The following is a 24,087-nucleotide window of genomic DNA, read 5'->3' as shown; positions in this document are numbered from 1 at the left end:
TTGAACAATGTTATTCGTTCTAGGCACTCCGATAGGAGTTTATCTTAATAAGCTCTTGCAAAGACGACTGTATGCTTCGAATCATCGCCGCATACGAGACATTTCGGCTTCTGAACRGAAGGTTCGAAAGGAATGTTGCGGCTTGTAGCGCCCGTCTCTTCCTTCACTTGCTTCTCGCAAGCGGCAGAACCGCACCAACCTGCTTCAACGAAACCGCGCTGCTCTTCAAGGAAAGCTTTCATCTCGTCGATCGTATCGACGGAACGGGAATTGTCGCTTCTGAATTGCTTCGCTTTCTCCAGCATGCCGCTCTGTATCTCGGCAAGCATCGCTTCAACTTCAGCTATAAGATTGTCTTGCTGTACGATGCGTTTCTCGCCAGTGATCCGCGATACGAGCACAACGACGCCGTTCTCCATATCGCGTGGTCCAAGCTCGAGACGAAGCGGTACGCCGCGCATTTCGTATTCATTGAACTTCCAGCCCGGACTAACGTCCGCACGGTCGTCGACGCGAACGCGAACGCCAGCTTTTTTCAACTCGGCATACAGCTCGTCCACGCGACCAACAACTTGCTCGCGCATCTTCGCAGGTCCGATTGGAATCATAATAACTTGTGTTGGAGCAACCTTAGGCGGCAACGCAAGCCCGCGGTCGTCACCATGCACCATAATAAGCGCACCGATGAGTCGCGTGCTTGCTCCCCATGAAGTCGTATGGCAGAACTGCAATGTATTTTCACGATCCAAATATTTGATATCGAAAGCAACAGCGAACTTCGTTCCGAGATAATGGGATGTGCCGGCTTGAACCGCCTTGCCGTCCTTCATCATCGCTTCGATCGAATATGTGTCTACCGCGCCCGCGAATCGCTCCGAAGGTGTCTTCTCGCCTACGATAACCGGAATCGCGAGGAACTCCTCTACGAACTCACGATAAACGTTCAACATGCGCATCGTTTCTTCACGTGCCTCTTCTTCGTTCTCGTGAGCGGTATGGCCTTCCTGCCATAGGAACTCGCTTGTGCGAAGGAACGGCATCGTACGCTTCTCCCAGCGTACAACGTTAGCCCACTGGTTAATAAGGACAGGCAAATCGCGGTAAGATTGAATCCACTTGGAATACATATGGCCGAACATCGTCTCGGAAGTCGGACGAACGGCCAGGCGCTCCTCCAGCTTCTCGCCGGCAGCCTCAGTTACCCATGGAAGCTCCGGGTTGAAGCCCTCGACATGCTCCTTCTCTTTTTGGAAGAAGCTCTCCGGGATGAACATTGGGAAGTAAGCGTTGCGGTGACCTGTTTCCTTGAATCTTCTGTCCAGATCGCGCTGAATATTTTCCCACAATTCATAACCTTCTGGGCGGAACACGATACAGCCTCGAACCGGCGAGTAATCCATCAGCTCGGCTTTCTTAATAACATCGATATACCATCTAGAGAAATCTTCGCTCTGCGGCGTAATTTCCGTAACAAATTGCTTATCCTTAGACATGAGCTTTCTTACTACTCCCCTCGTACCAATCGTAAAATATCGTTATAGGTAACTACCAGCATTAACAGCATAATCATTGCAAACCCGACAAAGTGAACCATGCTCTCCCTGTTCGGATCGACCGGTCGACCGCGCAATGCTTCAATTCCGAGGAAAATGAGACGGCTGCCGTCCAGCGCCGGAATTGGAAGCAGGTTGAATATGCCGAGGTAAAGACTTAGCAGTGCTGTCCACGAAGTCAGCTGTACGATGCCTTGGCTTGCAATCTGGCCCGTAACTTCTGCCGTTCGTACTGGACCGCCGACATCGTCTAGATTAAAGTTGCTGATTAGCTGCTTGAATCCTTCGAAAATGCTGATCGTCATATTTTTCATTAATTTAGCCGAACCCGTAATCGTCTCCGCAAAAGTCGCCTGCCTCATCGGCACTTTATTGACGCCAGCGGTAATGCCGACCTTGCCGACTCCTTCGTCGTCAGGCTTCGGTGTAATCTCAATCTGCTGAGCTACGCCGTCTCTTATAATATCGACCTTAAGCGCGACATTAGGAGACTTTCCGATGATATCGAGCATTTTATCAAAATCGGTACCGATCTTCGTGCCATTAATGGCATGAATGACATCGCCTTCTTGCAGCTTGCTTTGTGATGCAGGGGAATCTGGCAATACCGAATTAATTAGCAGCTTATCGGGCTGAGTGGTTGGTACGCCAGCCATCTGAATGTAAGCAGCGAACAGCACGAATGCCAGTACGAAGTTCATAAATGGACCAGCTGCAATTGCAAGCGCGCGCTGACCTACCGTCTTGCTGCCGAATTGGCGGTCAAGAGGCGCAATTTGCGTATCTCTACCTTTCGTAATCAGCAACGCTTGAGGATGCACAGCAAAACGTTCCGTTTCCCCTTCTATATCCAGCGTCACATGAAGATTGCGCTCTAGATCAATCGAGGTAACTTCACCGCGAATAACGTCGCTCCGCTCATCCAAGCGATCCAGATACAGCTTCTTGACCACGTTATCCTTAACGCGGACTGCTATCGTCTGGCCTGGCTGAACTTCAACAATCTCTGGATCCTCGCCAGCCATTCTAACGAAGCCGCCTGCTGGGATCAGTCTAAGCGTATACCTGGTCTCGCCTCGCAACACCGAAAACAGCTTTGGACCAAAACCGATCGCGAATTCGCGGACTAATATTCCCGCCCGTTTGGCAAAGTAATAGTGTCCCCATTCGTGAATCGTGACAATAACGAAAAAAACGAGCACGGTCAGAAGAATGACCTGAATCATATGCATATACGTGAAGCCTCCTGTTCGTTACGGCCTGTACATAGATTATCATTATTCTCCCGTCCGATACAAGAGAACCGGTTTTTGACCGTATGCAATCCTATACGGTTGCCGCAAACCGGCGGGCCCAGCTGTCTACTTCCGCAATCGTCTGTAAATCGTTAATCTCCGTAACAATATGCCGGCTAACGGTCGACTCTACAATTCTCTCTATATCGAGAAAATTAACTTCACCGTTCAAGAAACGAGCGACCGCTATTTCATTTGCTGCATTGAATACAGCTGGAGCGGAGCCGCCTAAGCGTCCGCTATCGAAAGCAAGCCGCAGTAACGGGAAACGGACAAAATCCATCTCGCGGAAATGAAGCTTGCCGATCTCAGCTAAGTTCAGTCGATTCGTCGGCGTTGCCACGCGATCCGGATAAGTGAGCGCATATTGAATCGGCACTCGCATATCCGGCAAGCCCATTTGAGCAATTACGCTATGATCGGAAAATTCCACATAGGAATGAATGATGCTTTCCGGATGAATAATGACATCTATCTGATCGTATGTAACCCCGAACAGCCATTTGGCTTCAATGACCTCAAGCCCTTTGTTGACCATCGTAGCCGAATCAATCGTAATCTTAGCACCCATTGACCAGTTCGGATGGTTAAGCGCCTCACTCACTGTAACGCCTTCTAGCTGCTCGCGCGTACGATCACGGAACGAGCCCCCCGATGCGGTAAGCGTAATTTGCTTGATGCTCTCCCGCTTCTCGCCATTCAGACACTGGAAGATAGCCGAGTGCTCGCTATCGATCGGCAGAATCGCCACGCCGCGCTGTTTCGCGCGTTCCATAACGAGATGCCCAGCCGTAACGAGCGTTTCCTTGTTAGCGAGGCCAATCGTCTTGCCGGCATTAATAGCTGCAAGCGTTGCCGGAAGCCCTCGGCTGCCAACGATCGCCGTAACAACTATATCTGCATCCGTATGAGAAGCCGTCTCGATCAAGCCCTCTTCTCCATATACCACTCTTGTTCCAGAGGGGACATGCAGTCTAGCGGCATCGGCTAGCTCCTTCGATCCGAGACATACGATTGCCGGCTTGAACTGACGCGCTTGCTCGATGAGCAGGTCGACGTTAGATCCCGCCGACAGTCCGACGACTTTGAACAGCTCCGGAGCATGAGCAACGATATCAAGCGTTTGCGTTCCGATAGATCCTGTCGAGCCCAAAATACTAATTTTCTTCATCACCCATATCCTCCAAACTTAAGACGGCAACAGGCCGGTTAGGAGCAGCAGCGGAAATACGATCAGCCAGCTGTCGAAACGGTCGAGTACGCCGCCGTGGCCGGGAAGCAGTGTTCCCGTATCCTTAATATCACGCACTCGCTTGTAGGCAGATTGGATCAAATCTCCGAATTGCCCAGCAACTGCGGCCAGCAAACCGATGAGAAGTGCTTTTGGCAGACCAAGACTAACCGTATCGGGTGCGAATAGGGAGAAGATCACTGCAACGATCAAAGACAGCACGACACCGCCTAACGCACCTTCGATTGTCTTATTCGGGCTGATCGACGGCCATAGCTTCGTTCTTCCGAAGGCTCGTCCGCAGAAATAAGCGCCAGTATCCGACGCAATCGTACAGGAGAAGGACAGGAAAGTCCAGAACAGGCCGTTCGGAACGATGCCTCGTACTTCGATCATGGCCGCAAAGCCGTAACCTACATATAAAGCGCCTAGCAACATAAGCGCGGCGCCATCAATTGTCGTTTTGTTTTTGGTAATGACAGTCACGGCAAGCAATAGAAAGGCCAGCATCCACACGATTGTCATTTCGGAAGGCACATCAACGTTCCAATCCGACCAAGGAAGCACAAACAGCAATACGCCCGCATACCCAAGCAGTGCGGACGGATGCGACCATTTGACGCCGTTCATTCTTGCATACTCCGTAAACCCTATAATGGCGAGCAGTACGAGCAAAGCGGTAAATAGCCAGCCACCGACAATTGTCAGAGCAACTAAAAGCGCGCCAGCCAGCACCCCTGTAATAATCCGTTGTCTCAACGAAACGTCACACTCCGATACTTGAAGCTACAAACCGCCGTATCGGCGCACACGGCGCTGATACTCTTGTAAGGCCTCATGAAAATGCTCTTCTGTAAACGCTGGCCAATACACATCCGTAAACCATAATTCGCTGTAAGCGAGCTGCCACATCATGAAGTTGCTTAGACGGAGCTCTCCGCTCGTTCGAATAAGCAAATCCGGGTCAGGCATTCCGCTGGTATGTAACCGGCTTGCCATCAGCTTCTCATCAATTTCATTGATGTCGACCTCGCCTCGCGACACATCCGAAGCAATATCCTTGACCGCCTCCAGCATTTCCTTGCGGCTGCCGTAGTTAAGAGCAAAGTTCAAGACGAGCCCGGTATTGTTCGCTGTCTTCACGATCGCTTCCTCAAGCGGGCTTATTGTATGGGCAGGCAAGTTCTCTTTATGCCCCATCATTCGGACTTGAACGTTGTTGGCAATCAGCTCGTCGAGCTCGATCTCAAGAAATTGCTGGGGAAGCTTCATTAAGAAGTCGACCTCATCCTTCGGCCTCGTCCAGTTTTCCGTGGAAAACGCATATAACGTCAAATATTTAATGCCCAGCTTATCAGCGGCCATCGTTATTCGCTTGACCGCCTTCATCCCGGAATGATGACCTGCCGTCCTCGGCAATCCACGAGTTTTAGCCCAACGGCCGTTGCCGTCCATAATAATAGCCACATGCTCAGGAACCTTTTCGAAGACTTTAGGATTAGACGGCTTTTTGGACGATTTGCCAAGTAGGGCCCAAAGTCGCTTGATCATCTTCGTTCCTCCCAACCGGAATCAAAACCAAACCCCACCTGTCGGAGGGGCCTATTGTATAATTATACTTCCATAATCTCTTTTTCTTTGGCAACAAGCACTTTATCCACTTCAGCGATGAACTTGTCCGTTGCCTTCTGGATATCTTCTTGATGGCCGCGTGATTCGTCCTCGGAAATGTCCGATTTCTCAAGCTTCTTGATGGAATCGTTCGCATCGCGGCGAATGTTGCGGATAGCCACCTTCGCTTCTTCACCGAACTTTTTCGACGTTTTCACGAGTTCGCCGCGACGCTCTTCCGTAAGCATAGGCACGGAAATGCGGATCGCAGTTCCATCGTTAGAAGGCGTAAGACCCAAATCCGACTTCATGATCGCCTTCTCAATTGCAGCAACGGACGATTTGTCCCAAGGCTGAATGAGCAGCGTGCGCGCATCTGGTGTATTGATATTAGCGAGCTGGTTAAGAGGCGTCATTGCCCCGTAGTATTCAACTTGAATGCGGTCAAACAAAGCAGGACTCGCTTTGCCTGCGCGAAGCGACGCTAGGTCGCGTTTTAAAGCCGAGATTGCTTTATCCATGCGTTCTTCAGCGTTTTTCTTAATTTGAAGCGGCATTATTTGACACTTCCTTTCACAATAGTCCCGATTTTATCACCGAGCACGACACGCTTAATATTACCATTCTCTGTTATCGAGAATACAATAAGCGGAATATTGTTGTCCATACAGAGCGAAGCGGCTGTAGAATCCATTACGCCCAAGTTGCGGTTAAGCATGTCAAGGTAAGTAAGCTCTTCGAACTTTTCTGCCGTATCGTCTTTGAACGGATCGGCCGAGTAAACGCCATCCACTTTGTTCTTCGCCATCAGAATCACTTCTGCTTCGATCTCAGCAGCGCGAAGTGCGGCTGTCGTATCGGTCGAGAAGAACGGATTGCCTGTTCCTGCCGCGAAAATAACGACTCTGCCCTTCTCCAAGTGACGAATGGCACGGCGTCTAATGTACGGTTCAGCAATTTGCTGCATCGCGATCGACGTCTGCACTCGTGTTGGCACATCAATTTGTTCCAGCGCGTCTTGAAGCGCCAGTGAGTTCATTACAGTAGCAAGCATGCCCATATAATCGGCTGTCGCGCGATCGATGCCTTTCGCCGTACCGGCGATTCCGCGCCAGATATTGCCGCCGCCGCATACGATTGCGACTTCTACGCCGAGTGCAATAACTTCCTTCACTTGGTTCGCAATGGAAGAGATGACCGACGCTTCAATGCCGTAGCCTTCCTGTCCTGCCAATGATTCACCGCTGACCTTAAGAACGATACGTTTATACACAGGATGTTCCAACGTTTATACCTCCATCATACAGCTCAAATAAGTGTGCAAGCTTCTACAAAATGTGTCTTTGAAAACAAGCAGGCGGGGCGGACGCCCCGCCCCGCCTGTGCGTTCGGATTAAAGTTTTGCTTGAGCCATAACTTCTTCAACGAAGTTGTCGACTTTTTTCTCAAGACCTTCACCAAGTTCGAAACGAACGAAGCGAYGGATCGAGATGTTCTCGCCGATTTTGCTAATTTTTTCATTAAGCAAAGTCGAGATTGTTTTGTCTGGATCTTTGATGAACGATTGCTCCATCAAGCAATATTCTTCATAGTATTTCGAGATGCGGCCTTCAACCATTTTTTCAACGATTTTCTCAGGCTTGCCTTCGTTAAGCGCTTGTGCTTTCAAAATTTCGCGCTCTTTCTCAAGCTCATCGCCAGGAACTTCTTCGCGGCGAACAAATTTCGGATTAGCAGCTGCGATTTGCATAGCGATGTCTCTTGCAAATTCACGGAATTGATCCGTTTTTGCAACGAAGTCCGTTTCGCAGTTTACTTCAACGATAACGCCGATACGACCGCCAGCGTGGATGTACGATTCTACTACGCCTTCTGTAGCGATACGGCCAGCTTTGTTAGCTGCAGCCGACAAACCTTTTTCACGAAGCAAAGCGATCGCTTTTTCGATGTCGTTGTTTGTTTCGTCCAAAGCTTTTTTACAATCGAGCATTCCTGCTCCCGTTCTTTCACGTAGTTCTTTTACCGCGCTAGCGCTAACTGCCATGTTAAACCCTCCTAAATGTTGTGCGAAGCTGTTATTCTACCTTATTTTGAAAAAATGATTTTCGTTCAAAAAAAGGGCAGTGAGAGGTTTTTCACCATCTGACCACCCTTTGTTGACCTGCATGAACTGCTATTTAAGCCGTTGTTTGCTCGCCTTGGTTAGCTTCTACGATTGCGTCAGCCATCTTCGAAGTCAACAACTTAACGGCACGAATTGCATCGTCGTTACCAGGAATGACATAGTCGATTTCGTCTGGGTCACAGTTCGTATCAACGATACCAACGATTGGGATACCAAGTTTACGAGCTTCTGCTACAGCAATACGCTCTTTGCGCGGATCGATGATGAACAGCGCGCTTGGCAAACCTTTCATGCCTTTGATGCCGCCAAGGAATTTCTCCAAACGGTCTTTTTCTTTGCGAAGAATGATAACTTCTTTCTTAGGAAGAACTTCGAAAGTGCCGTCCTCTTCCCATTTCTCAAGTTGTTTCAAACGGTCGATACGCTTTTGAATTGTCGAGAAGTTCGTAAGCGTGCCACCCAACCAACGTTGGTTGATGTAGAAGTTGCCGCAACGTTCTGCTTCTTCTTTAACCGAGTCTTGAGCTTGTTTCTTTGTGCCGACGAACAGCATAGTGCCGCCCTCTGCAGCAATGGATTTAACGAAGTTATACGCTTCGTCAACCTTCTTAACTGTTTTTTGCAAGTCGATGATGTAAATTCCGTTTCTTTCTGTGAAGATATAACGATCCATCTTAGGATTCCAACGACGAGTCTGATGACCGAAGTGTACCCCAGCTTCGAGAAGCTGTTTCATGGAAATAACCGCCATATTCAACACCTCCTGTATTGGTTTTGTGTGCTCCTCCGCCACTCGCATCTCTTGCCAACACTTTCGCCGAGCGAAAGCACCATTGGCAAAATTGACCGGCGTGCGTTTTTAACACCGTCAATTAATATATCATATATGACAGACGTCTGCAACAATGGTTTATAGAATAAAATCAGTTCGCTGCCTTGGAGCTATTGAACACGTCCGCTTCTGCTTTCGTAATCGGCTTGCTCGTAACGGTTTCGATGGCTTCATCAACCGTCATATTCTCGTGAAACAAAAAATAACCGGCGCGAACCAGTTTTTTGTCCTTCTTCATTTGATTGATGAACCCCGTCTTATCGTCAATAATATGGTTCTTCTCAAGCAATGAAGCTGTATTGCTTAAGTTCGCTCCATGTTCAATCCGCAGCACCTTCTCAGCTTTAGATTGATCAGCTGCAGGCTTAGCCGGAACGGGCGTAGAAGTAGGCTCAAGGGGCTTGTCGCTTGCTTTCACTGGCGCATCCGCTGCTGCTTGATCCGCATTATGATTCACTTCGTCGTTTATCTCGGCTGAATCCTTCTGTGCTGCCAGCAGTGCATCGACTTCTTCTTGGGTATACAGCTTCTGTTCAGTTGCTTGATCTACGCCAAGCAAAGACAGCTTGTCCTCGCTTTTCTCGCCSATGTACATGAGCTCCAAAAGAAGCGCTCCTATAATAATGCCGACGCCGAGACCAATCATAAATGTCCGGTTTTTAAGCATGAGCAGCATCCTCCTGCTTTGCAAGCTGCATAATGAGCTGCACCTCGCCTTTGTTCATGCCAAGCTTCTTCGATATCGCTTCGATCGATTTTCCTTGCTCATACAATTGGAACAGCTCCGCGTAACGAGCCTGGATCGAGTTTTTCATTTGAATGGGCTCTTCTTCTGTCTGCGTTACTTCTTCCTCTAGATTGGACTGACTCATTATTGGAGCAGATTGAATCACTTCTTGCTGCACGGATTCCTTCGTTAATGGATACAGCCTTGTCCCTTGGTTCACTATACTCGCAGCTTGTTGCGTCGCTAGAAGCAGCTGTTGCTCAAGTGTAGAGCTCTTGCGCTCTAGCTCTGCTATTCGCATATCTTTGCGCTCTGCGTCCATCTTCGCTTCCTGCTGCGATTTCGCGACAAGCGAGACAAGCTCCTGATTGTCCTTCTCCATATTCTCCATAAACTGCTCGAGCGCCGTCTCCATATTTTGAATACTTTGTGATGGCTGCTCTGCTTGCCGCTTCTGTCTAGGCAGCATAAAAGCCAGCACGATGACAACCGCTCCAACTAACACAATATATTGCCAGTACGATTCCACCTCACTTACCGCCTTTCTCCTGATGACTTGCTCTTCTATAATTTAATGTCAAGATTATGCCCCTTGAATGGATGGGCAGGCTTCGCTTCCGTCTGATCGTCCGCCTGTTCGCCAGCTGTGCGCTTGGAAGCAGATGAACGTTGACCTCCGGATTCTTTACTCTGATCTTGATCGCTGCGCACCTTCTGACCGGTCGCTTGCTCAACTCCGGTATTTTTTGACCGCAGCTGTTCGGTTTCCTTGGACGCTTGACCCGCTAATGCTGACTGGTCAGCTAAGGGCTTATGAGCAGCTTGTCCTTGCAGTCCACTATACTCTTGCGTACGCGGCACAGACATTTGCATATCAAGTGGTTTGAAGGTCATAGAAGACTCCCCCTTATAAGGTAGTCGGCCGAGCAGAAGCCGAGCAGTGCGGTCTATCTCTGTTTCTTGCCGCAGTCAAATGCTTAAGTTCGCTTATACTCCAAGGACTTGGACTTCTAATGTTATTACGAGATTAATGGATTCATAGAAATATCCCCGTCCTGATAACGGAAAGATACTCGCTGCGCTGCGTCTTTAACGAATTTGGTATAACGTCCGATGACGACCTTCGTTCCGCCGTAGATCGTATGTACGATCTCAATCGTGGCCCGATCCGTATCTTCCAGCGAACGTTCAATCTCGAGAATGCGCATTCTCGTCTCTTCTACCTCTACCTTAGTCTGACGCTTCGTCACGCTAAGCTTAACCCGCAAAGCCATCTTCTCCTCGGAGAGTTGTCCAGCTGCGGCCAGCTGATCGAGAATCGTAAGCGCTTTATCCGTTTTGTCCAAGCTTTCCGCAGATTGCTTCAACCTCGTCCTTAGCTCCTGCAGTTCATAACGGAACTCTGGTTTCACGCCAACCTCGATCGCTGTTGCTGTAGACATCGTGTTTCCGACGGTGCGGGCACGCACCAAGTCGCCTGCTTGAACGATGCCGCCAACGATTAATCCTTTTGCTCCTGAGCAAACGATGCTTTTGCCCGCTCTTATGCTTGAATGCATAATGCTTTGGGAGACGAGAATATCTTCACCGGCAATGACATTCGCTTCTTGAATAAAGGAACTTCGCACGTTGCGCCCAGCCTTCACATGCCCCTTATTTCCACCGAGAATACCCCCTGTAATCTCGATAGAGCCTTCTGAATCAAGCTCAGCGCCTTCTACGCCGCCTATAACGCGAATATCGCCGGCTGCTTTAATACGGAAGCCGTTAAGTACGTTGCCGCGAATGACGACCGTTCCGACAAAATCAATGTTACCGACACGATAGTCAACGTCGCCATTCACTTCATAGATCGGAAAGACGTTAATCTTTTCCTTATCCGTCATCGTGATCAGACCGTCAATTGCTGCATACATAGCCGTTTGTTCCGGATTAAGCACAACGTTTTTGCCTACTTTGAAACGTACCTGCTTGCCCAGCTTGGAAGGAATCACTTCTCCGTTAACCGTTACTCCGGATGGCCCTGGCTGCGGATCAATTCGTTCAGCGATCAGTTGCCCGCGCGTAACGTTCTTCAGCTTATTAACGTCCTTGAAGTCAATCTTGCCGTCTTCATTCTCGGACGGACGTTTATCCCGCTGTTCAAGTTCATAGATAAGGTTAATGTATCCATCTTTGCCGGGTTGCGCTGATCTGCCCTTTGCAATGATGGTTTGTTCCTTGCAGTAGGCAAGCGGGTTGCTGCTTATGTAATTTAGCATCTCTGTCTGAAGCCCTTGAACAATTCCTTTGCTCCGTACAAAACGCTCCAACTGCTCAGCTGTACACTCGAATTCATCCGTTATACGGCTAAAGGTTAAGAAGGCCGACATCTTGTCCGCTGAAGTCTGGACGCGCAGAAAGCTGTCTAATTGTTGATCATCCACCTTATCTCCTCCTTTCTAATGCTGCAAGAGTTGATCCTTATGTTTAGCCAGCGCTCCGCGCAACCGTAAAATCGCTTTGGAATGGAGCTGGGAAATTCTCGAAGGCGATAATGACATCACTTCAGCTATTTCGCTCAAAGACAATTCCTCGTAGTAGAACAAGGATACTACCGTACGTTCCTTTTCGGTCAATCTTTCGATCCCCTTCACTAACGATTCCTTCATATAAAACTCATGAACCTTGTGATCGGGATTTTTCGCTTTGTCGTCCACCAGCAATGACATACGTGTCTCCGATTCCTCTTCACGAATAGGATCTTCCAAGGAGCATACCGTCGTCACTGCAATGTCTTGAAGCATGCCGGCAAATTCTTTCTCCGATATTTGCAAATAGGAGCTAATCTCGGCATCTGTTACGGAACGCAAATACTGCTGCTCGAGATGCTGATAGGCTTCCTCCACTCGCTTCGCTTTCTCACGCACCGAACGAGGCACCCAATCGCCTTGCCGCAATCCATCGATAATTGCCCCGCGTATACGCCATGAAGCATAAGTCTCGAATTGCAATCCCCTGCAATAATCAAACTTCTCGATTGCATCGATTAACCCCATAACGCCATTGCTAGCGAGATCATCCTTAATTACGTTTTTGGGCAGCCCGATTGCCATACGATTCGTAACGTAATCAACAAGCGGCAGATATTGTTCGATCAATTGCTTCTTAGCTTCGACTTCACCACGTTCTCTCCACGCTTGCCACATCTGGATGTTTGTCAGATGAGCGGTTTTTGGCTCGGCCATCGATTCACTCTCCTGWCAGGTGACGAATGGCCTTAGCCAATTCCTCAGGCTGTGAATTTTTTGTAGAAAGCAATTGAGGAGGATTAAGCGGTTGAAACGCGCTAATTGCCTCCTGCTTTTGGGCTCCAACAGTAGAATTGTCTTCTCGCATCTGTTTCTTGAGCAGCTCATTCAAATCGTCACTTTCGTTCGGCGTCTGAAGATCGAGCTGCCCTCCTGTTAGGCTGCCGGCAGCTTCCGCGCTTTCGGATGGTTCTCCAATTAGCGCCGGAGGTTTAAGGATGATGGCAAACACTGCTCGTACCGCATACGCAAGAACAAAGAAAGCGATGAAAGCATACGCGCTTCGAAGCAGTACTACGCCAGGCGGATTCGCTCCGAGTGAGAAAGCTACCGTCAGTACCGTGCCGACGAATCCTAATCCAACATTCCATCGCCATGTTCCTAGCATGTCAAATCTCCTTTATTCCAAACTGCACACTTCGTATCGAAAGTATGCCGCTGTTGCTGTCTATTTCAATCGTGCGACCGACACTGCCTCCGGTATCTTGTGAAAGGATCGGAATCTTGAATCGGTGAAGCATTGCTGTGCACGATTCTACGTTACGCGGTCCGATTCTCATCGTATCGCTATGTCCAGACATCGCAAACATTTGTGCGCCTCCAGCCATCTTCGCTTTCATACGCTCTATTCGCGCGCCTTGCGCAAGCATTCGATCCAGCAATTCAGGAATTGCCGTATCCGAATATTTTGCCAAATTAATTGTAGTTTCGCGGGCAATATCTGATGAAGGCAGCATGACATGCGCCATACCGGCTATTTTGCGAATCGGGTCAAACAACGTAAGACCCACACAGGAACCAAGTCCTGTTGTCTTAAGGAATGCCCCGTCCATTGCGATATTCAGATCTGCCATGCCTACCTTGATCACATTTTGCTGTATCATTGAACGACTCCCAGGGCCCTGAATATTTTGTCGAACGATTCTGGATCCGGGATTAGGAAGAAGTGCCCCTCTAGCGCCTCACGATCTTCTAAGAAAGTCGTTTCGATCAGCATTGCAGAGTCGCCCATCTCGCCATATTGGACAAGTCCATAACTAAGAATAGCTCCCGCCATATCAAGCGCAATCTGTGGAACAGACGGCGCCATCGTCAGATGAGTAAAATCGGCCAGCGATGATAAGTACGATCCGGCGAGTATATTGCCAATCTCGCATAATGCGGAAAGCTCCATCTCTGAATAACCTTCTTGGCCTTCCTCTCGTATCGACAATAATTGTCTTAACAAGCGTTCAGCCGATGCTTCCTCGATGATAAAGAACATATTGCCCGGGGCGTCCCCTTCTACGCGAAGGAAAACAGCGAACACAATTTGTTCCGAGCCGCCAACTCGATCGGCAACTTCTTCGAAAGGAAGCAAACTTACTTTGGGAACAGCCATATCAACCGGCTTGTCCAGAAGACGGGACAATGCGGTCGCTGCATTGCCCGCCCCGATATTACCTACTTCTTTCAGTACATCTAGCTCGAAGGCTTCGAAACGACTAAATATACTCACTTCTACGCCTCTACTTGCGCTAGCTGGACAATCTCGTTTTTGTTAAGTACTTCCGATAGATTGAGCATAATAAGAAGCCGGCCTTCTCCGAGCTTCGCAATGCCGCGCAAATATTTCGCTTTTATGCCGCCAACAATCTCTGGCGGCAAATCAATAGAATCCGTATCGATATCAATGACATCGTTAGCTGCATCTACGATAAAGCCTACTTCAATCTCGCCTACCGCTACGACGATTATCCGCGAATTTTCAGTTGGCTGCGTCTCGGATAGATTAAAGCGGCCGCGAAGATCAATAATGGGAACGACTATTCCGCGAAGATTAATAACTCCTTTAATGAATGCCGCTGTTTTCGGGACACGAGTAATTGGAGACAATCTTTCAATCGTGCGAACCTTATCTACTTCAATTCCGTACTCCTCGTTGCCTAGCGCGAACACGATAACCTTTACTTCTTCTCCCATTGTAAACCCTCCCTATTTAATGAGTGCATTCGGATCAATGATAAGTGCCACATAGCCGTCGCCAAGAATCGTTGCTCCGGAGATCGCTTCAATGTTGGCCAAATACTTGCCAAGCGTCTTAAGTACGATTTCACTTTGGCCGATGAACTCGTCTACCGTAACGGCAGCCCACTTCTYGCCTTTGCGAACGACTACAATTTCTGTTTCGTCTTCCGTATCCTCGTTATAATCAGGCGAATCCAAAACTTTGCTAAGCGAAACGACAGGAATAATTGTATTACGGAATTCAATCATCCGATTGCCATGTACATGAAGCACTTGCTCTTTGCGAATAATGCCCGTCTCAACGATGGACGTTAGAGGAATCGCATACTTCTCGCTTCCTAGCTTAACAAGCATTGCAGATATAATAGACAAAGTAAGCGGAAGCTGAACAGAGAATTTCGTTCCTCTGCCTGGCGCGGAATCTACCGTTACGTTGCCGCCGAGTGATGTGATCTTTGATCTTACGACGTCAAGACCAACACCGCGGCCGGAAATATCGGATATTTTGTCGGCCGTACTAAATCCAGCAGCGAAGATGAGCATATTAATTTCATCGTTCGTCAGCTTCTTCGCTTCTTCCTCAGTAACGACGCCATTCTTGATTGCGGTCTTCAGCACTTTATCCTTATGGATGCCTCGGCCGTCTTCTTCCACTTCAATAAATACATGGTTACCGCTATGGTAAGCACGGAGATTGATCGTACCTGTCTCCGATTTGCCAGCGGCTATACGCTCTTCAACCGTCTCAATTCCATGATCCACCGAGTTGCGAAGCAAGTGAACAAGCGGATCGCCGATCTCATCGATGACCGTGCGGTCAAGTTCGGTTTCAGCACCGGAAATGACGAGATCGATCTTCTTGTCCAACGACTTAGCCAAATCCCTGATCATCCGCGGGAAGCGGTTGAATACCGATTCCACTGGAACCATGCGAAGCTTTAGAACGATGTTTTGCAAGTCAGAGCTGACACGGGCCATGTGCTCAACCGTCTCGGTCAAATCATTGCGTTTAATCTCACTGGACAGCTGCTCCAGCCTTACACGATCGATCAACAGTTCGCTGAACAAATTCATAAGCGTGTCCAAACGTTCAATATCGACGCGAATCGTACGCGAAACGGCTGGCGCTGGAGCCGAAGATGCACTCGATTGAGCAGCTGGCGCAGCAGCAGTTGCCGCCGCCGTTTGGCTTTGGGCTTCAATAACAGGTGCTGCTGCAGTTTCGTTCCCTTGGGCAGCACTATCGATCGCAGGCGCCGCTGGTGATTGGCTAAGCATAGCCAGCGATTCCTGATCAAGCAGCGTAACGACTGCCGATTCGATTTCTGAAATATCGGAAATTTGTTTCTGTAGATCTGCGCCCTCTAGCGGCGATATTGTAAATACAGAGAACGATAGATCGAACTTTTCTTGCTCAATATCCTGAACGGACGGTTCTGACTTCACGATCTCGCCGCTGCGCTCAAGCAAGTCGAATACCATGTAGGCACGCGCCGCTTTCAAGACGCAATTATCGCGGACCGATACTTGAATGTGATACACATTCTGACCGCTTTCGATCGATTGCAGCAGTACCGATGATTGGAATTCATCGAGCAGCATGGCTCCAGCGGTTCCCGCAGACGGCTTAGCAGCCTCAGTTGCAACAGGCTGAGCCGAAGCAGCTCCCGATTTATAATCGCTTTTGAGAATGACTTGAAGAGAAGCAACGATCGCCGTTACGTCCGCTTTGCCCGTTCCTCCGCCAACGATATCCTGTACCATCGCTTCCAATGCGTCAAGCCCTTTAAACAATGTATCAAATATAAAGCTATCCATCTTAAGCTTGCTATTACGAACGAGATCCAGTACATTTTCCATCTCATGCGTTAGAGCTGCCAGATCCTCGAAGCCCATCGTTGCCGACATCCCTTTAAGCGTATGAGCGGAACGGAAGATGGCTTGAACGATGCTTAGCTCCCCGGGCTCGCCTTCAAGCTTGAGCAGGTTTTCGTTCAATGCTTGCAAGTGATCGTTCGATTCATCGATAAACATGGACAAGTATGCATTCATATCCATTTCGAGAAACACCTCCTGTAAGTACTTATGGTAGTCACTAACATTTATTTCAACACTGCATTCACTAACTCGGACGCAATGTGTTGCAACGGCAATACAGTTCGAGCGTACCCGCCTTCAATCGCACATCTTGGCATACCGTAAACGACGCAAGTTTCCTCGGATTCAGCAATCGTTGATACTGCGCCGCTTTGAGCGAGCTGCATCATTCCTTTGGCGCCGTCGCTTCCCATGCCGGTCATAATAACCGCATGCCGCTTCAACTCCTGATGATCGATTAATGATTCGAACAACACATCAACAGATGGACGATGACCATTTCGCACTGGCTGTTCTGTCAACTTGATCCGATATCCGTCAGTGTCCTTGTCCAGCAACATATGATAGCCGCCTGGCGCGATATATACGACACCGGCCGTTACCTTTTCTCCATTGGTCGCTTCTACAACCTGCAGCGGACTAAAGCTGTCTAACCGCTGTGCGAGCGACTTCGTGAACTTCGGAGGCATATGCTGAACAACAAGTACAGGGGATGGGAAATTCGCTGGCAGCGAGCATATCACTTCATGAAGCGCTCTTGGTCCTCCAGTCGATGTGCCAATTGCTACGATATGGCGGAAATTCGAAGCCGTTCCCGATAATGGCTTAACGACATTATTCGGTGGCTGAATCACTCTCGATTGTGCAGGTTTCGCCTTCGCAACCGTCTCCTTAGGAAGACTGCTTGGCTGCGAAAGTGCAGGTTTTGCTTTCAGTGCCGGCAATGGTTTACTTGGCGCGGCATCATTAAGCGGTTTATGTAAAGGGGTGGTCGACCTTGCCGGCAGCGGCTTGTCCTTGGACGGCTGAAGCAAAGGCTTCTTACGTTCACTAAAGATAGGAGCAGCAGGCTTTGGCGTCGTATCCTCATATTTTTGAGGTTCAGATACAGGTTTAAGTAACGGTATAATGGCTGCGTCGACTTTGCTCGCTTCGACTTCTTGGATCTGGATGACCGGTTGATGACGCTTCGTCAAGACGGCAATTTTCAGTTTCTCCAGTAATTGCTCGCCAACCTGATGAATATCGTGGGAAATGCTGCTTGACGGCTTCCGAATAAAGTCRAATGCACCGTATTGCAGCGCTTTGATCGTATCTCTTGTGTTATCTTCGCTAATGCCGGATAACATAATGATCGGAATTGAATGATCCTTCATAATGTGCTGCAGCGCTTCGAGCCCGTTCATAAGCGGCATTTCCAAATCCAGCGTTACAGCGTCCGGCTTCCATTGTGTAACAGCTTCTATGGCCTCCTCGCCGTTATCGGCAGTGGCAACAATCGTGAATTGCGAATCTTGGAGTATCAGATCGCTTATAATTTTCCGCATGAAGGCGGAGTCATCTACTACTAGAATGCGATAAGGAGCCATCTGCGTTCCCCCTAGATCTCAAAGGATTATCGTGAAAGTCTGAACATTTTGTGTAAAAACCCTTTGACGCCTCCCGTCTCTACGGCTTTAGGCATCTCCAGAAATTGCATGGCAATTCGTTCAATTGCTGAGGAAGCCTCCGAGCTCGGGTATGCGACAGTGAAAGGAATTTGTCGTTTTACAGCCTTGGAAACGTTCGAATCATCGGGTACGATGCCAAGTGAAGGAATCTCCATGTGCAAAAACTGACTCGATACGAGATTGATCTTGTCGGCCGTCTGACGACCTTCGCGATAATCCGTTGCTCGATTGACAATCAGCTTGAATGGGATGTGAATATCCATCCCTATTACCATCTTGATAAGTGCGTAAGCATCCGTGATGGAGGTAGGTTCAGGTGTCGTCACTACGATCGTTTCTTGCGAAGCGGCAATAAACTTTACCGTTTCCTTCGATAATCCCGCACCTGTATCGAACAATATAATGTCATATTGCCCATGCAGCTTATCGATCTGCTCAGCGAAGCCGTCAAGCTGCTCCTTGGTCAAGTTCAGAAGATCGCTAAAACCCGAACCTCCAGCAATAAAGTGCAGCCCTTCCGGACCAAGCTGTATAATATCCCAAATCGTTTTCTCTTGCTTAAGTAAGTGATAAAGACTATAACGTGACGAAACCCCCATCAGAACGTCGATATTAGCCATTCCGATGTCGGCATCGAACACAAGCACTTTCTGTCCTAAACGCTTCAGCATGATAGCGAAGTTAAGGCTGAAGTTCGATTTCCCAACGCCGCCTTTGCCGCTTGTCACGGTAATGATGCGGGTTTGGCGACCTTCTTCTATTCGTTCTCTCTGCTTAATTAAATTTCGCAGCGCTTCTGCTTGGTCATTCATGGGATGAATCCCCCAGTAAAAGCTGAATATAGGACTGTATCCGGAACCTTTCTATATCGTCCGGCACCGTCTGGCCAGCAGCCAAGTATGTAGGGAGCAGCTCGTATTTCATAATTAGATTGAAGATCGTTCCAAAAACTGATGTCTCGTCCAGTTTCGTGAACAATACCTTCCGTACGCCATACTTCGCAAATTGCTCAGCAACGGCCGCCATATCCTTCGTCTTGGCCGTTAAGCTAAGGACAAGAATCGTCTCGCTCGGCTCCTTCGTTTGCAACAGGCTAAACACCTCGGATACATGAAGCTCGCTCCGGAAATTACGTCCCGCCGTATCCATATAGATGAGTTCACGATCGTCTAGCTGCTTATACGCTTTCGTTAAGTCAGGCTGAGACACGACGACTTCAAGCGGAATGTTCAAAATATTCGCATACGTGCGGAGTTGATCTACCGCTGCTATACGGTACGTATCCGAAGTAATGAAACCAACCTTGCGGCTGAACTTAATCGACTGCTCGGCGGCAAGCTTAGCAATGGTGGTCGTCTTGCCTACACCTGTAGGCCCAACAAAATGGATGACTCTTGCGTCTGGATCGATTGCTTGTCCAACAAATGGGCGCATCCATTCTTCCAACAATTTGGCTGCCTCAATCCACAGCTGCTTCTTGTCTAATTCGGTTTGCTGCTCATTCTGCTTATCCGCAATAGCTTGCAGCAGGCGGTCAATCCATTCGTCTGACAATTCCTGATCGATCAGTCTCTCCTTAAGCTCCAGCATTTGCTCAGAATAAAATGCTCTTTCGCTTTGATGCTTAGAGAGCTGAACCATATATTGCCGTAAGTCTCTAATCTCATCGATGATGAACTGCTCCCGTTCCGCCCGCATGCTTTCTTTCGATTCCGGTGCAGGCGGTGCTAATACAGGGGGCAGAATAGGCGCTTCAGCTTCTTGAACTGCGGCAGATGAACGCTGCATGTTTTGCAAAATCTGCATCGCTGCAGCATTCACCTCGGGTGGTGCCTGCCGCTGCGGTACAGCATTCGCAGGCGTCGATTCTACCGCTGCTATCACTTCAACCTTTTTTTTGCGGAACATTCCCAGGAAGCCGCCAATCTTTATTTCCTTCGAATTCAATATGACTGCGTCTTTGCCTAGCTCCGACCTGATAATGGATACGGCTTCCGGCAACGCGTCAACGATATAACGTTTTACTCTCATAAGTTCACCACCCCGATACTTTGAACTTCAACGTTCGGCTCCAGTTCACTGTACGAAAGCACGGGTACATCCTGCATCGTCCGCTCGACAATTTGTCTTAAGTACATCCGTATCGTCGGCGAAGCGAGTACGACTGGCTGCTGCCCGGTTTGAATCTGTCTGTTCACATGTTCAGCAAGCTTCTGATAGATCTGTTGCGTTGATACCGGATCAAGAGCGATATAGCTGCCCTGCTCCGTCTGTTGCACCGATTCGGCAATCTTCTTCTCAAGCTGCGGGCCTACCGTAATGACACGAAGCGTATCGCCTTGCGGCGAGAACTGCTGTGTAATTTGGCGGGACAACGATTGTCTTACATATTCCGTCAGCACATCCGGATCTTTGGTATAGCTGCCATGATCGGCAAGCGCTTCGAATATGGTAACGAGATCGCGAATCGATACTTTCTCACGCAGCAGCTTCGCAAGCACTTTCTGAATTTCGCCTATCGATAGAATCGAAGGAATGAGTTCATCAATAAGAGCAGGATACGTTTCCTTCACATTCTCGATCAGCAGCTTCGCTTCTTGACGTCCAATAAGCTCATGCGCATGGCGCTTAATAATTTCCGTCAAATGCGTCGCCACGACGGAAGGCGGATCCACGACCGTATAGCCAGACAGCTCGGCGCGTTCCTTCATCTGCTCATCAATCCATATTGCTGGAAGACCGAATGCCGGCTCCATCGTTTCGATGCCGATAACCGAATCGTCTTCAAAGCCTGGGCTCATCGCCAAGTAATGGTTAAGCAGCAGATCACCGCGCGCCACTGTATTGCCTTTGATCTTAATGACATATTCGTTCGGCTTAAGCTGAATGTTATCTCGAATGCGGATGACTGGAACAACAAGTCCGAGCTCAAGCGCGCATTGTCTGCGGATCATGATGATACGATCAAGCAAGTCGCCGCCTTGCTGCGTGTCGGCGAGCGGGATTAAGCCGTAACCGAATTCGAATTCGATAGGATCCACTTGAAGAAGACTGATAACGCTCTCCGGACTGCGAACCTCTTCGATCTGTTGCTCCTCGACAAGCATTTCCGCTTGTTCTTGCTCCTTTGAGATGACCTTCTGCATCTTCCATGCCCCAAACGCTAGTAACAGTGCGAAAGGCCATGTTCTGAATATTCCGATTGGCGTAAAACCGAGTAAAAACAATGTGCCCGCTGCTATGTAAAGCAGCTTCGGATATTTGAATAATTGGCTTGTGACATCTTCGGCAAAGTTTCCGTTGGAAGCTGCTCTTGTTACAATAAGACCTGCCGCCGTCGAAATCAGTAGTGCCGGGATTTGGCTTACGAGTCCATCGCCTATCGTAAGGATCGAGAATGTCTCTAATGCTTCACTAAAGCTGAGGCCACGAAGCGTCATCCCGATAATGAAGCCGCCTACCAAGTTAATTAATAGAATGATGATCGACGCAATCGCGTCACCTTTTACGAATTTACTCGCACCRTCCATTGCGCCGTAGAAATCTGCTTCACGTTCGATCTTGGAACGGCGCTCTTTGGCTTGCGACTCATTAATCAAGCCGGCATTGAGGTCAGCATCGATACTCATCTGCTTGCCTGGCATTGCATCGAGAGTGAACCTTGCGGCAACCTCCGCTACCCTCTCCGAGCCTTTCGTAATAACGATGAACTGAACGACGACAAGGATAAGGAAGACGATAAAACCAACTGCTATTTCACCGCCGCCTACCCATCTGCCGAATGTCTCAACAACTTCGCCTGCATGGGCATGACTCAAAATATTTCTTGTCGTTGAAACGTTAAGCGCTAATCGGAACAAGGTCGTTACGAGCAAAATGGCGGGGAAGATCGAGAAATCCAGCGCTTCCCGCGTATTCATCGCAATAAGTAAAATCATCAACGCTATCGATATATTGACGATAAGGAGAAAGTCTAGCAGCAGCACCGGGATCGGGATAATCATCATGAGAACAATCCCAATGATACCGAGTAATATGATTATATCTCTTGCTTTCATGACGCTGCCTCCTCCCTATAGTTTATGATGACTTTGCTCGGCCTTTCATTTTATATACATATGCCAACACTTCAGCCACAGCTTGGAACAGATCACCCGGGATCACATCCCCGATCTCCGCCCGTTCGTACAGCGCTCTGGCAAGCGGCTTGTTTTCCATCGTAATGACTCCGTTTTCTTTTGCAATCTCTTTGATACGGAGTGCTACATGATCCATCCCCTTCGCGATTATAGTAGGTGCCTCCATATTGGAAGCGTCATATTTGAGTGCGATCGCAAAGTGAGTCGGGTTCGTGATAACGACATCGGCCTTCGGAACTTCCTGCATCATACGCTGCAAAGCCATTCTGCGCTGCTTCTCGCGGATACGGCCTTTTATAATCGGATCTCCCTCTGTCTTCTTGTGTTCGTCCTTAATATCTTGCTTGGACATCTTCAAGCTCTTCGCATGCTCATAACGTTGATAGAAGTAATCCGCGAATGCAAGCACAACCAGCATTGCACTGACTTGCAGCCCGATCTTCATCGTTAAACCTGCTACATAGCTGAATATTTGTTCAATTGGTAAAGTGGTGAGCGATAAGATCCGCTCCCAATCTTTCCTTATTGCCATGAACACGAAGATGCCGATCACTAGCAGCTTGAGGATACTCTTCAGTCCTTCTACGACCGTCCTCATAGAGAAGATTTGCTTGAAGCCTTTGAGAGGATTAACCTTCTCCAGCTTCATCTTCAAAGGCTCGCCAGTAAGCAGGAAACCGAATTGCATGATATTGCCGATAATGCCAATCAACATTGCAATAGCGAAAATTGGCAACAGAAACATTAAGATCTCGACCGATACGTCAAGCAGTAACGTCATTACGTTCTCGGTAGTCAGTTCCATTGTGAGCCAATCCTCGAACAAATTGCCGAACAAACCGAGAACATGTTTCTTATAATAGCCGCCCAGCATCATGAAGCTGGAGAATATAGCGAGCAGAATGAGCGCGCCAGGCAAATCGCTTGATCTAGCAATTTGACCTTTCTTTCTTGCTTCACTTAATTTCTTAGGTGTCGCCTGCTCCGTCTTCTCTTGACTGAACAGCTGCAAATCTAATTTAAAACGATATGTACGCATCGACGCTGCCTCCTAACGCCCGGCGGGCGGCCCTTGCACGATGCCGAATAACTGCTCTAACGACTCGAACATAATCGAGAATAATCTCTCGAAGATGGAAGCAAGCCCTGGCATAAGAAGTACGAGTAGGAACAGACCGATTATCAACTTAAGCGGCATGCCGATAACAAAAACGTTGTATTGCGGCGCTGTCTTGGCAAGCATGCCAAGTCCCGCGTCAGTCAACAGCATTGCTGTAACAAGTGGTGCCGAAACCTGCATTGCGAGCAAAAACGTATTGCCAACGACCCTGACAAGAAAGTCAGAAATGCTGCCGCTCATTATTCTTGCAAACAGCTCATTCGACAGTGGCATCCATTGGTAGCTGTCCATTAAGCCTTTAAGCAAGTAGTGATGGCCATTCATCATCAAGAAGATCAGAATCATCACCATATACTTGAAGTTGCCAAGCAGCGGCTGAGATGTGCCCGTGTGCGGGTCAATGACGTTCGCCATCGCAAACCCGATCTGCATATCCATTAGTGAACCAGCCGTGTTGACGACCGAAAAGAACAAATACACAACAAAGCCCAATAAGACACCAAGCAATATTTCACGGAATATGGCTAATACATATTCTGCTTTGTTTCTGTTGATCTACTTGTCCGTGACCAATAGATGGAGCATGTTCTATTTCGGCAGCCTTCGCAG

The 24,087-nt window shown here is 48.6% G+C and carries 25 protein-coding genes; all 25 read right to left on the bottom strand.

From position 1 onward, the window contains the following. Window positions 1-44: 44 nt before the first annotated feature. Window positions 45-1,493, bottom strand: coding sequence for a proline--tRNA ligase (gene proS, locus AB4Z33_RS25190; RefSeq protein WP_442052532.1), 1,449 nt, complete (start codon window positions 1,491-1,493; stop codon window positions 45-47). An 11-nt stretch (window positions 1,494-1,504) separates the two neighbouring features. Further along, window positions 1,505-2,785 (bottom strand): RIP metalloprotease RseP, encoded by a 1,281-nt coding sequence (gene rseP / locus AB4Z33_RS25185; protein WP_442052531.1) that lies wholly within the window; start codon window positions 2,783-2,785, stop codon window positions 1,505-1,507. A gap of 94 nt (window positions 2,786-2,879) precedes the next feature. Further along, entirely contained in the window at window positions 2,880-4,019 is a 1,140-nt protein-coding gene (locus AB4Z33_RS25180) for a 1-deoxy-D-xylulose-5-phosphate reductoisomerase (protein ID WP_442052530.1), read from the bottom strand. A gap of 18 nt (window positions 4,020-4,037) precedes the next feature. Then, window positions 4,038-4,838 (bottom strand): phosphatidate cytidylyltransferase, encoded by an 801-nt coding sequence (locus AB4Z33_RS25175; RefSeq protein ID WP_442052529.1) that lies wholly within the window; start codon window positions 4,836-4,838, stop codon window positions 4,038-4,040. A 27-nt stretch (window positions 4,839-4,865) separates the two neighbouring features. Further along, complete coding sequence (locus AB4Z33_RS25170; protein WP_442052528.1) at window positions 4,866-5,630, bottom strand: isoprenyl transferase; 765 nt, start codon at window positions 5,628-5,630, stop codon at window positions 4,866-4,868. A gap of 62 nt (window positions 5,631-5,692) precedes the next feature. Then, entirely contained in the window at window positions 5,693-6,247 is a 555-nt protein-coding gene (gene frr / locus AB4Z33_RS25165; RefSeq protein WP_442052527.1) for a ribosome recycling factor, read from the bottom strand. Beyond that, complete coding sequence (gene pyrH / locus AB4Z33_RS25160; protein WP_442052526.1) at window positions 6,247-6,975, bottom strand: UMP kinase; 729 nt, start codon at window positions 6,973-6,975, stop codon at window positions 6,247-6,249. The genes frr and pyrH overlap by 1 nt, the downstream gene beginning before the upstream one ends. 108 nt (window positions 6,976-7,083) lie before the next feature. Further along, the gene (tsf, locus tag AB4Z33_RS25155) at window positions 7,084-7,734 is read right to left on the bottom strand and encodes a translation elongation factor Ts (protein ID WP_442052525.1); all 651 of its coding nucleotides are present in this window, start codon (window positions 7,732-7,734) and stop codon (window positions 7,084-7,086) included. Window positions 7,735-7,867: 133 nt separating this feature from the next. Further along, entirely contained in the window at window positions 7,868-8,566 is a 699-nt protein-coding gene (gene rpsB, locus AB4Z33_RS25150) for a 30S ribosomal protein S2 (RefSeq protein WP_442052524.1), read from the bottom strand. 172 nt (window positions 8,567-8,738) lie between these two features. Next, complete coding sequence (locus tag AB4Z33_RS25145) at window positions 8,739-9,314, bottom strand: hypothetical protein (protein WP_442052523.1); 576 nt, start codon at window positions 9,312-9,314, stop codon at window positions 8,739-8,741. Further along, on the bottom strand, window positions 9,307-9,903 hold the full coding sequence (locus AB4Z33_RS25140) for a DUF6115 domain-containing protein (protein ID WP_442052522.1): 597 nt from the start codon (window positions 9,901-9,903) through the stop codon (window positions 9,307-9,309). The genes AB4Z33_RS25145 and AB4Z33_RS25140 overlap by 8 nt, the downstream gene beginning before the upstream one ends. A gap of 35 nt (window positions 9,904-9,938) precedes the next feature. Then, complete coding sequence (locus tag AB4Z33_RS25135; protein ID WP_442052521.1) at window positions 9,939-10,268, bottom strand: hypothetical protein; 330 nt, start codon at window positions 10,266-10,268, stop codon at window positions 9,939-9,941. Window positions 10,269-10,393: 125 nt separating this feature from the next. Next, complete coding sequence (locus AB4Z33_RS25130) at window positions 10,394-11,800, bottom strand: DUF342 domain-containing protein (RefSeq protein WP_442052520.1); 1,407 nt, start codon at window positions 11,798-11,800, stop codon at window positions 10,394-10,396. Between the two features lie 15 nt (window positions 11,801-11,815). Then, window positions 11,816-12,601 carry a FliA/WhiG family RNA polymerase sigma factor gene (locus tag AB4Z33_RS25125; RefSeq protein WP_442052519.1) on the bottom strand — a complete coding sequence of 262 codons (786 nt, stop codon included), beginning with the start codon at window positions 12,599-12,601 and terminating at the stop codon, window positions 11,816-11,818. Window positions 12,602-12,605: 4 nt separating this feature from the next. Next, window positions 12,606-13,052: a hypothetical protein gene (locus AB4Z33_RS25120; RefSeq protein ID WP_442052518.1), complete on the bottom strand. Its 447-nt coding sequence runs from the start codon at window positions 13,050-13,052 to the stop codon at window positions 12,606-12,608. 1 nt (window position 13,053) lies between these two features. Then, on the bottom strand, window positions 13,054-13,548 hold the full coding sequence (locus AB4Z33_RS25115) for a chemotaxis protein CheD (protein WP_442052517.1): 495 nt from the start codon (window positions 13,546-13,548) through the stop codon (window positions 13,054-13,056). Beyond that, a complete protein-coding gene (locus tag AB4Z33_RS25110; protein WP_442052516.1) occupies window positions 13,545-14,162 on the bottom strand; it encodes a chemotaxis protein CheC in 618 nt (205 codons plus the stop codon). Before AB4Z33_RS25110 ends, AB4Z33_RS25115 begins: the two co-directional genes overlap by 4 nt. Before the next feature lie 2 nt (window positions 14,163-14,164). Continuing rightward, on the bottom strand, window positions 14,165-14,626 hold the full coding sequence (locus AB4Z33_RS25105) for a chemotaxis protein CheW (RefSeq protein WP_337098873.1): 462 nt from the start codon (window positions 14,624-14,626) through the stop codon (window positions 14,165-14,167). Between the two features lie 12 nt (window positions 14,627-14,638). Continuing rightward, a complete protein-coding gene (locus AB4Z33_RS25100; RefSeq protein ID WP_442052515.1) occupies window positions 14,639-16,729 on the bottom strand; it encodes a chemotaxis protein CheA in 2,091 nt (696 codons plus the stop codon). A gap of 44 nt (window positions 16,730-16,773) precedes the next feature. Next, window positions 16,774-18,138, bottom strand: a complete 1,365-nt coding sequence (locus AB4Z33_RS25095) for a protein-glutamate methylesterase/protein-glutamine glutaminase (protein ID WP_442052514.1) — start codon at window positions 18,136-18,138, stop codon at window positions 16,774-16,776. 26 nt (window positions 18,139-18,164) lie between these two features. After that, entirely contained in the window at window positions 18,165-19,031 is an 867-nt protein-coding gene (locus AB4Z33_RS25090; RefSeq protein WP_442052513.1) for a MinD/ParA family protein, read from the bottom strand. Continuing rightward, on the bottom strand, window positions 19,024-20,250 hold the full coding sequence (gene flhF / locus AB4Z33_RS25085) for a flagellar biosynthesis protein FlhF (RefSeq protein ID WP_442052512.1): 1,227 nt from the start codon (window positions 20,248-20,250) through the stop codon (window positions 19,024-19,026). Before flhF ends, AB4Z33_RS25090 begins: the two co-directional genes overlap by 8 nt. Continuing rightward, window positions 20,247-22,277, bottom strand: a complete 2,031-nt coding sequence (gene flhA, locus AB4Z33_RS25080; RefSeq protein ID WP_442052511.1) for a flagellar biosynthesis protein FlhA — start codon at window positions 22,275-22,277, stop codon at window positions 20,247-20,249. Before flhA ends, flhF begins: the two co-directional genes overlap by 4 nt. A gap of 22 nt (window positions 22,278-22,299) precedes the next feature. After that, entirely contained in the window at window positions 22,300-23,397 is a 1,098-nt protein-coding gene (flhB, locus tag AB4Z33_RS25075) for a flagellar biosynthesis protein FlhB (RefSeq protein WP_442052510.1), read from the bottom strand. Between the two features lie 12 nt (window positions 23,398-23,409). After that, window positions 23,410-24,033 carry a flagellar biosynthetic protein FliR gene (gene fliR / locus AB4Z33_RS25070; RefSeq protein ID WP_442052535.1) on the bottom strand — a complete coding sequence of 208 codons (624 nt, stop codon included), beginning with the start codon at window positions 24,031-24,033 and terminating at the stop codon, window positions 23,410-23,412. Window positions 24,034-24,087: the final 54 nt, after the last annotated feature.

This window comes from Paenibacillus sp. 2TAB19 (assembly GCF_052115185.1).
Lineage (GTDB): Bacteria > Bacillota > Bacilli > Paenibacillales > Paenibacillaceae > Pristimantibacillus.
The sequence above is the reverse complement of the archived record's forward strand: the minus strand, read 5'-3'. Positions and strand labels throughout refer to the sequence as shown.

Coding starts and splice junctions, on each gene's coding strand:
- rseP (WP_442052531.1), bottom strand. CDS start 2,785: ATGCATATGATTCAGGTCATTCTTCTGACCGTGCTCGTTTTTTTCGTT.
- AB4Z33_RS25180 (WP_442052530.1), bottom strand. CDS start 4,019: ATGAAGAAAATTAGTATTTTGGGCTCGACAGGATCTATCGGAACGCAA.
- AB4Z33_RS25170 (WP_442052528.1), bottom strand. CDS start 5,630: ATGATCAAGCGACTTTGGGCCCTACTTGGCAAATCGTCCAAAAAGCCG.
- frr (WP_442052527.1), bottom strand. CDS start 6,247: ATGCCGCTTCAAATTAAGAAAAACGCTGAAGAACGCATGGATAAAGCA.
- rpsB (WP_442052524.1), bottom strand. CDS start 8,566: ATGGCGGTTATTTCCATGAAACAGCTTCTCGAAGCTGGGGTACACTTC.
- AB4Z33_RS25135 (WP_442052521.1), bottom strand. CDS start 10,268: ATGACCTTCAAACCACTTGATATGCAAATGTCTGTGCCGCGTACGCAA.
- AB4Z33_RS25125 (WP_442052519.1), bottom strand. CDS start 12,601: ATGGCCGAGCCAAAAACCGCTCATCTGACAAACATCCAGATGTGGCAA.
- AB4Z33_RS25115 (WP_442052517.1), bottom strand. CDS start 13,548: ATGATACAGCAAAATGTGATCAAGGTAGGCATGGCAGATCTGAATATC.
- AB4Z33_RS25105 (WP_337098873.1), bottom strand. CDS start 14,626: ATGGGAGAAGAAGTAAAGGTTATCGTGTTCGCGCTAGGCAACGAGGAG.
- AB4Z33_RS25090 (WP_442052513.1), bottom strand. CDS start 19,031: ATGAATGACCAAGCAGAAGCGCTGCGAAATTTAATTAAGCAGAGAGAA.
- flhF (WP_442052512.1), bottom strand. CDS start 20,250: ATGAGAGTAAAACGTTATATCGTTGACGCGTTGCCGGAAGCCGTATCC.
- flhB (WP_442052510.1), bottom strand. CDS start 23,397: ATGCGTACATATCGTTTTAAATTAGATTTGCAGCTGTTCAGTCAAGAG.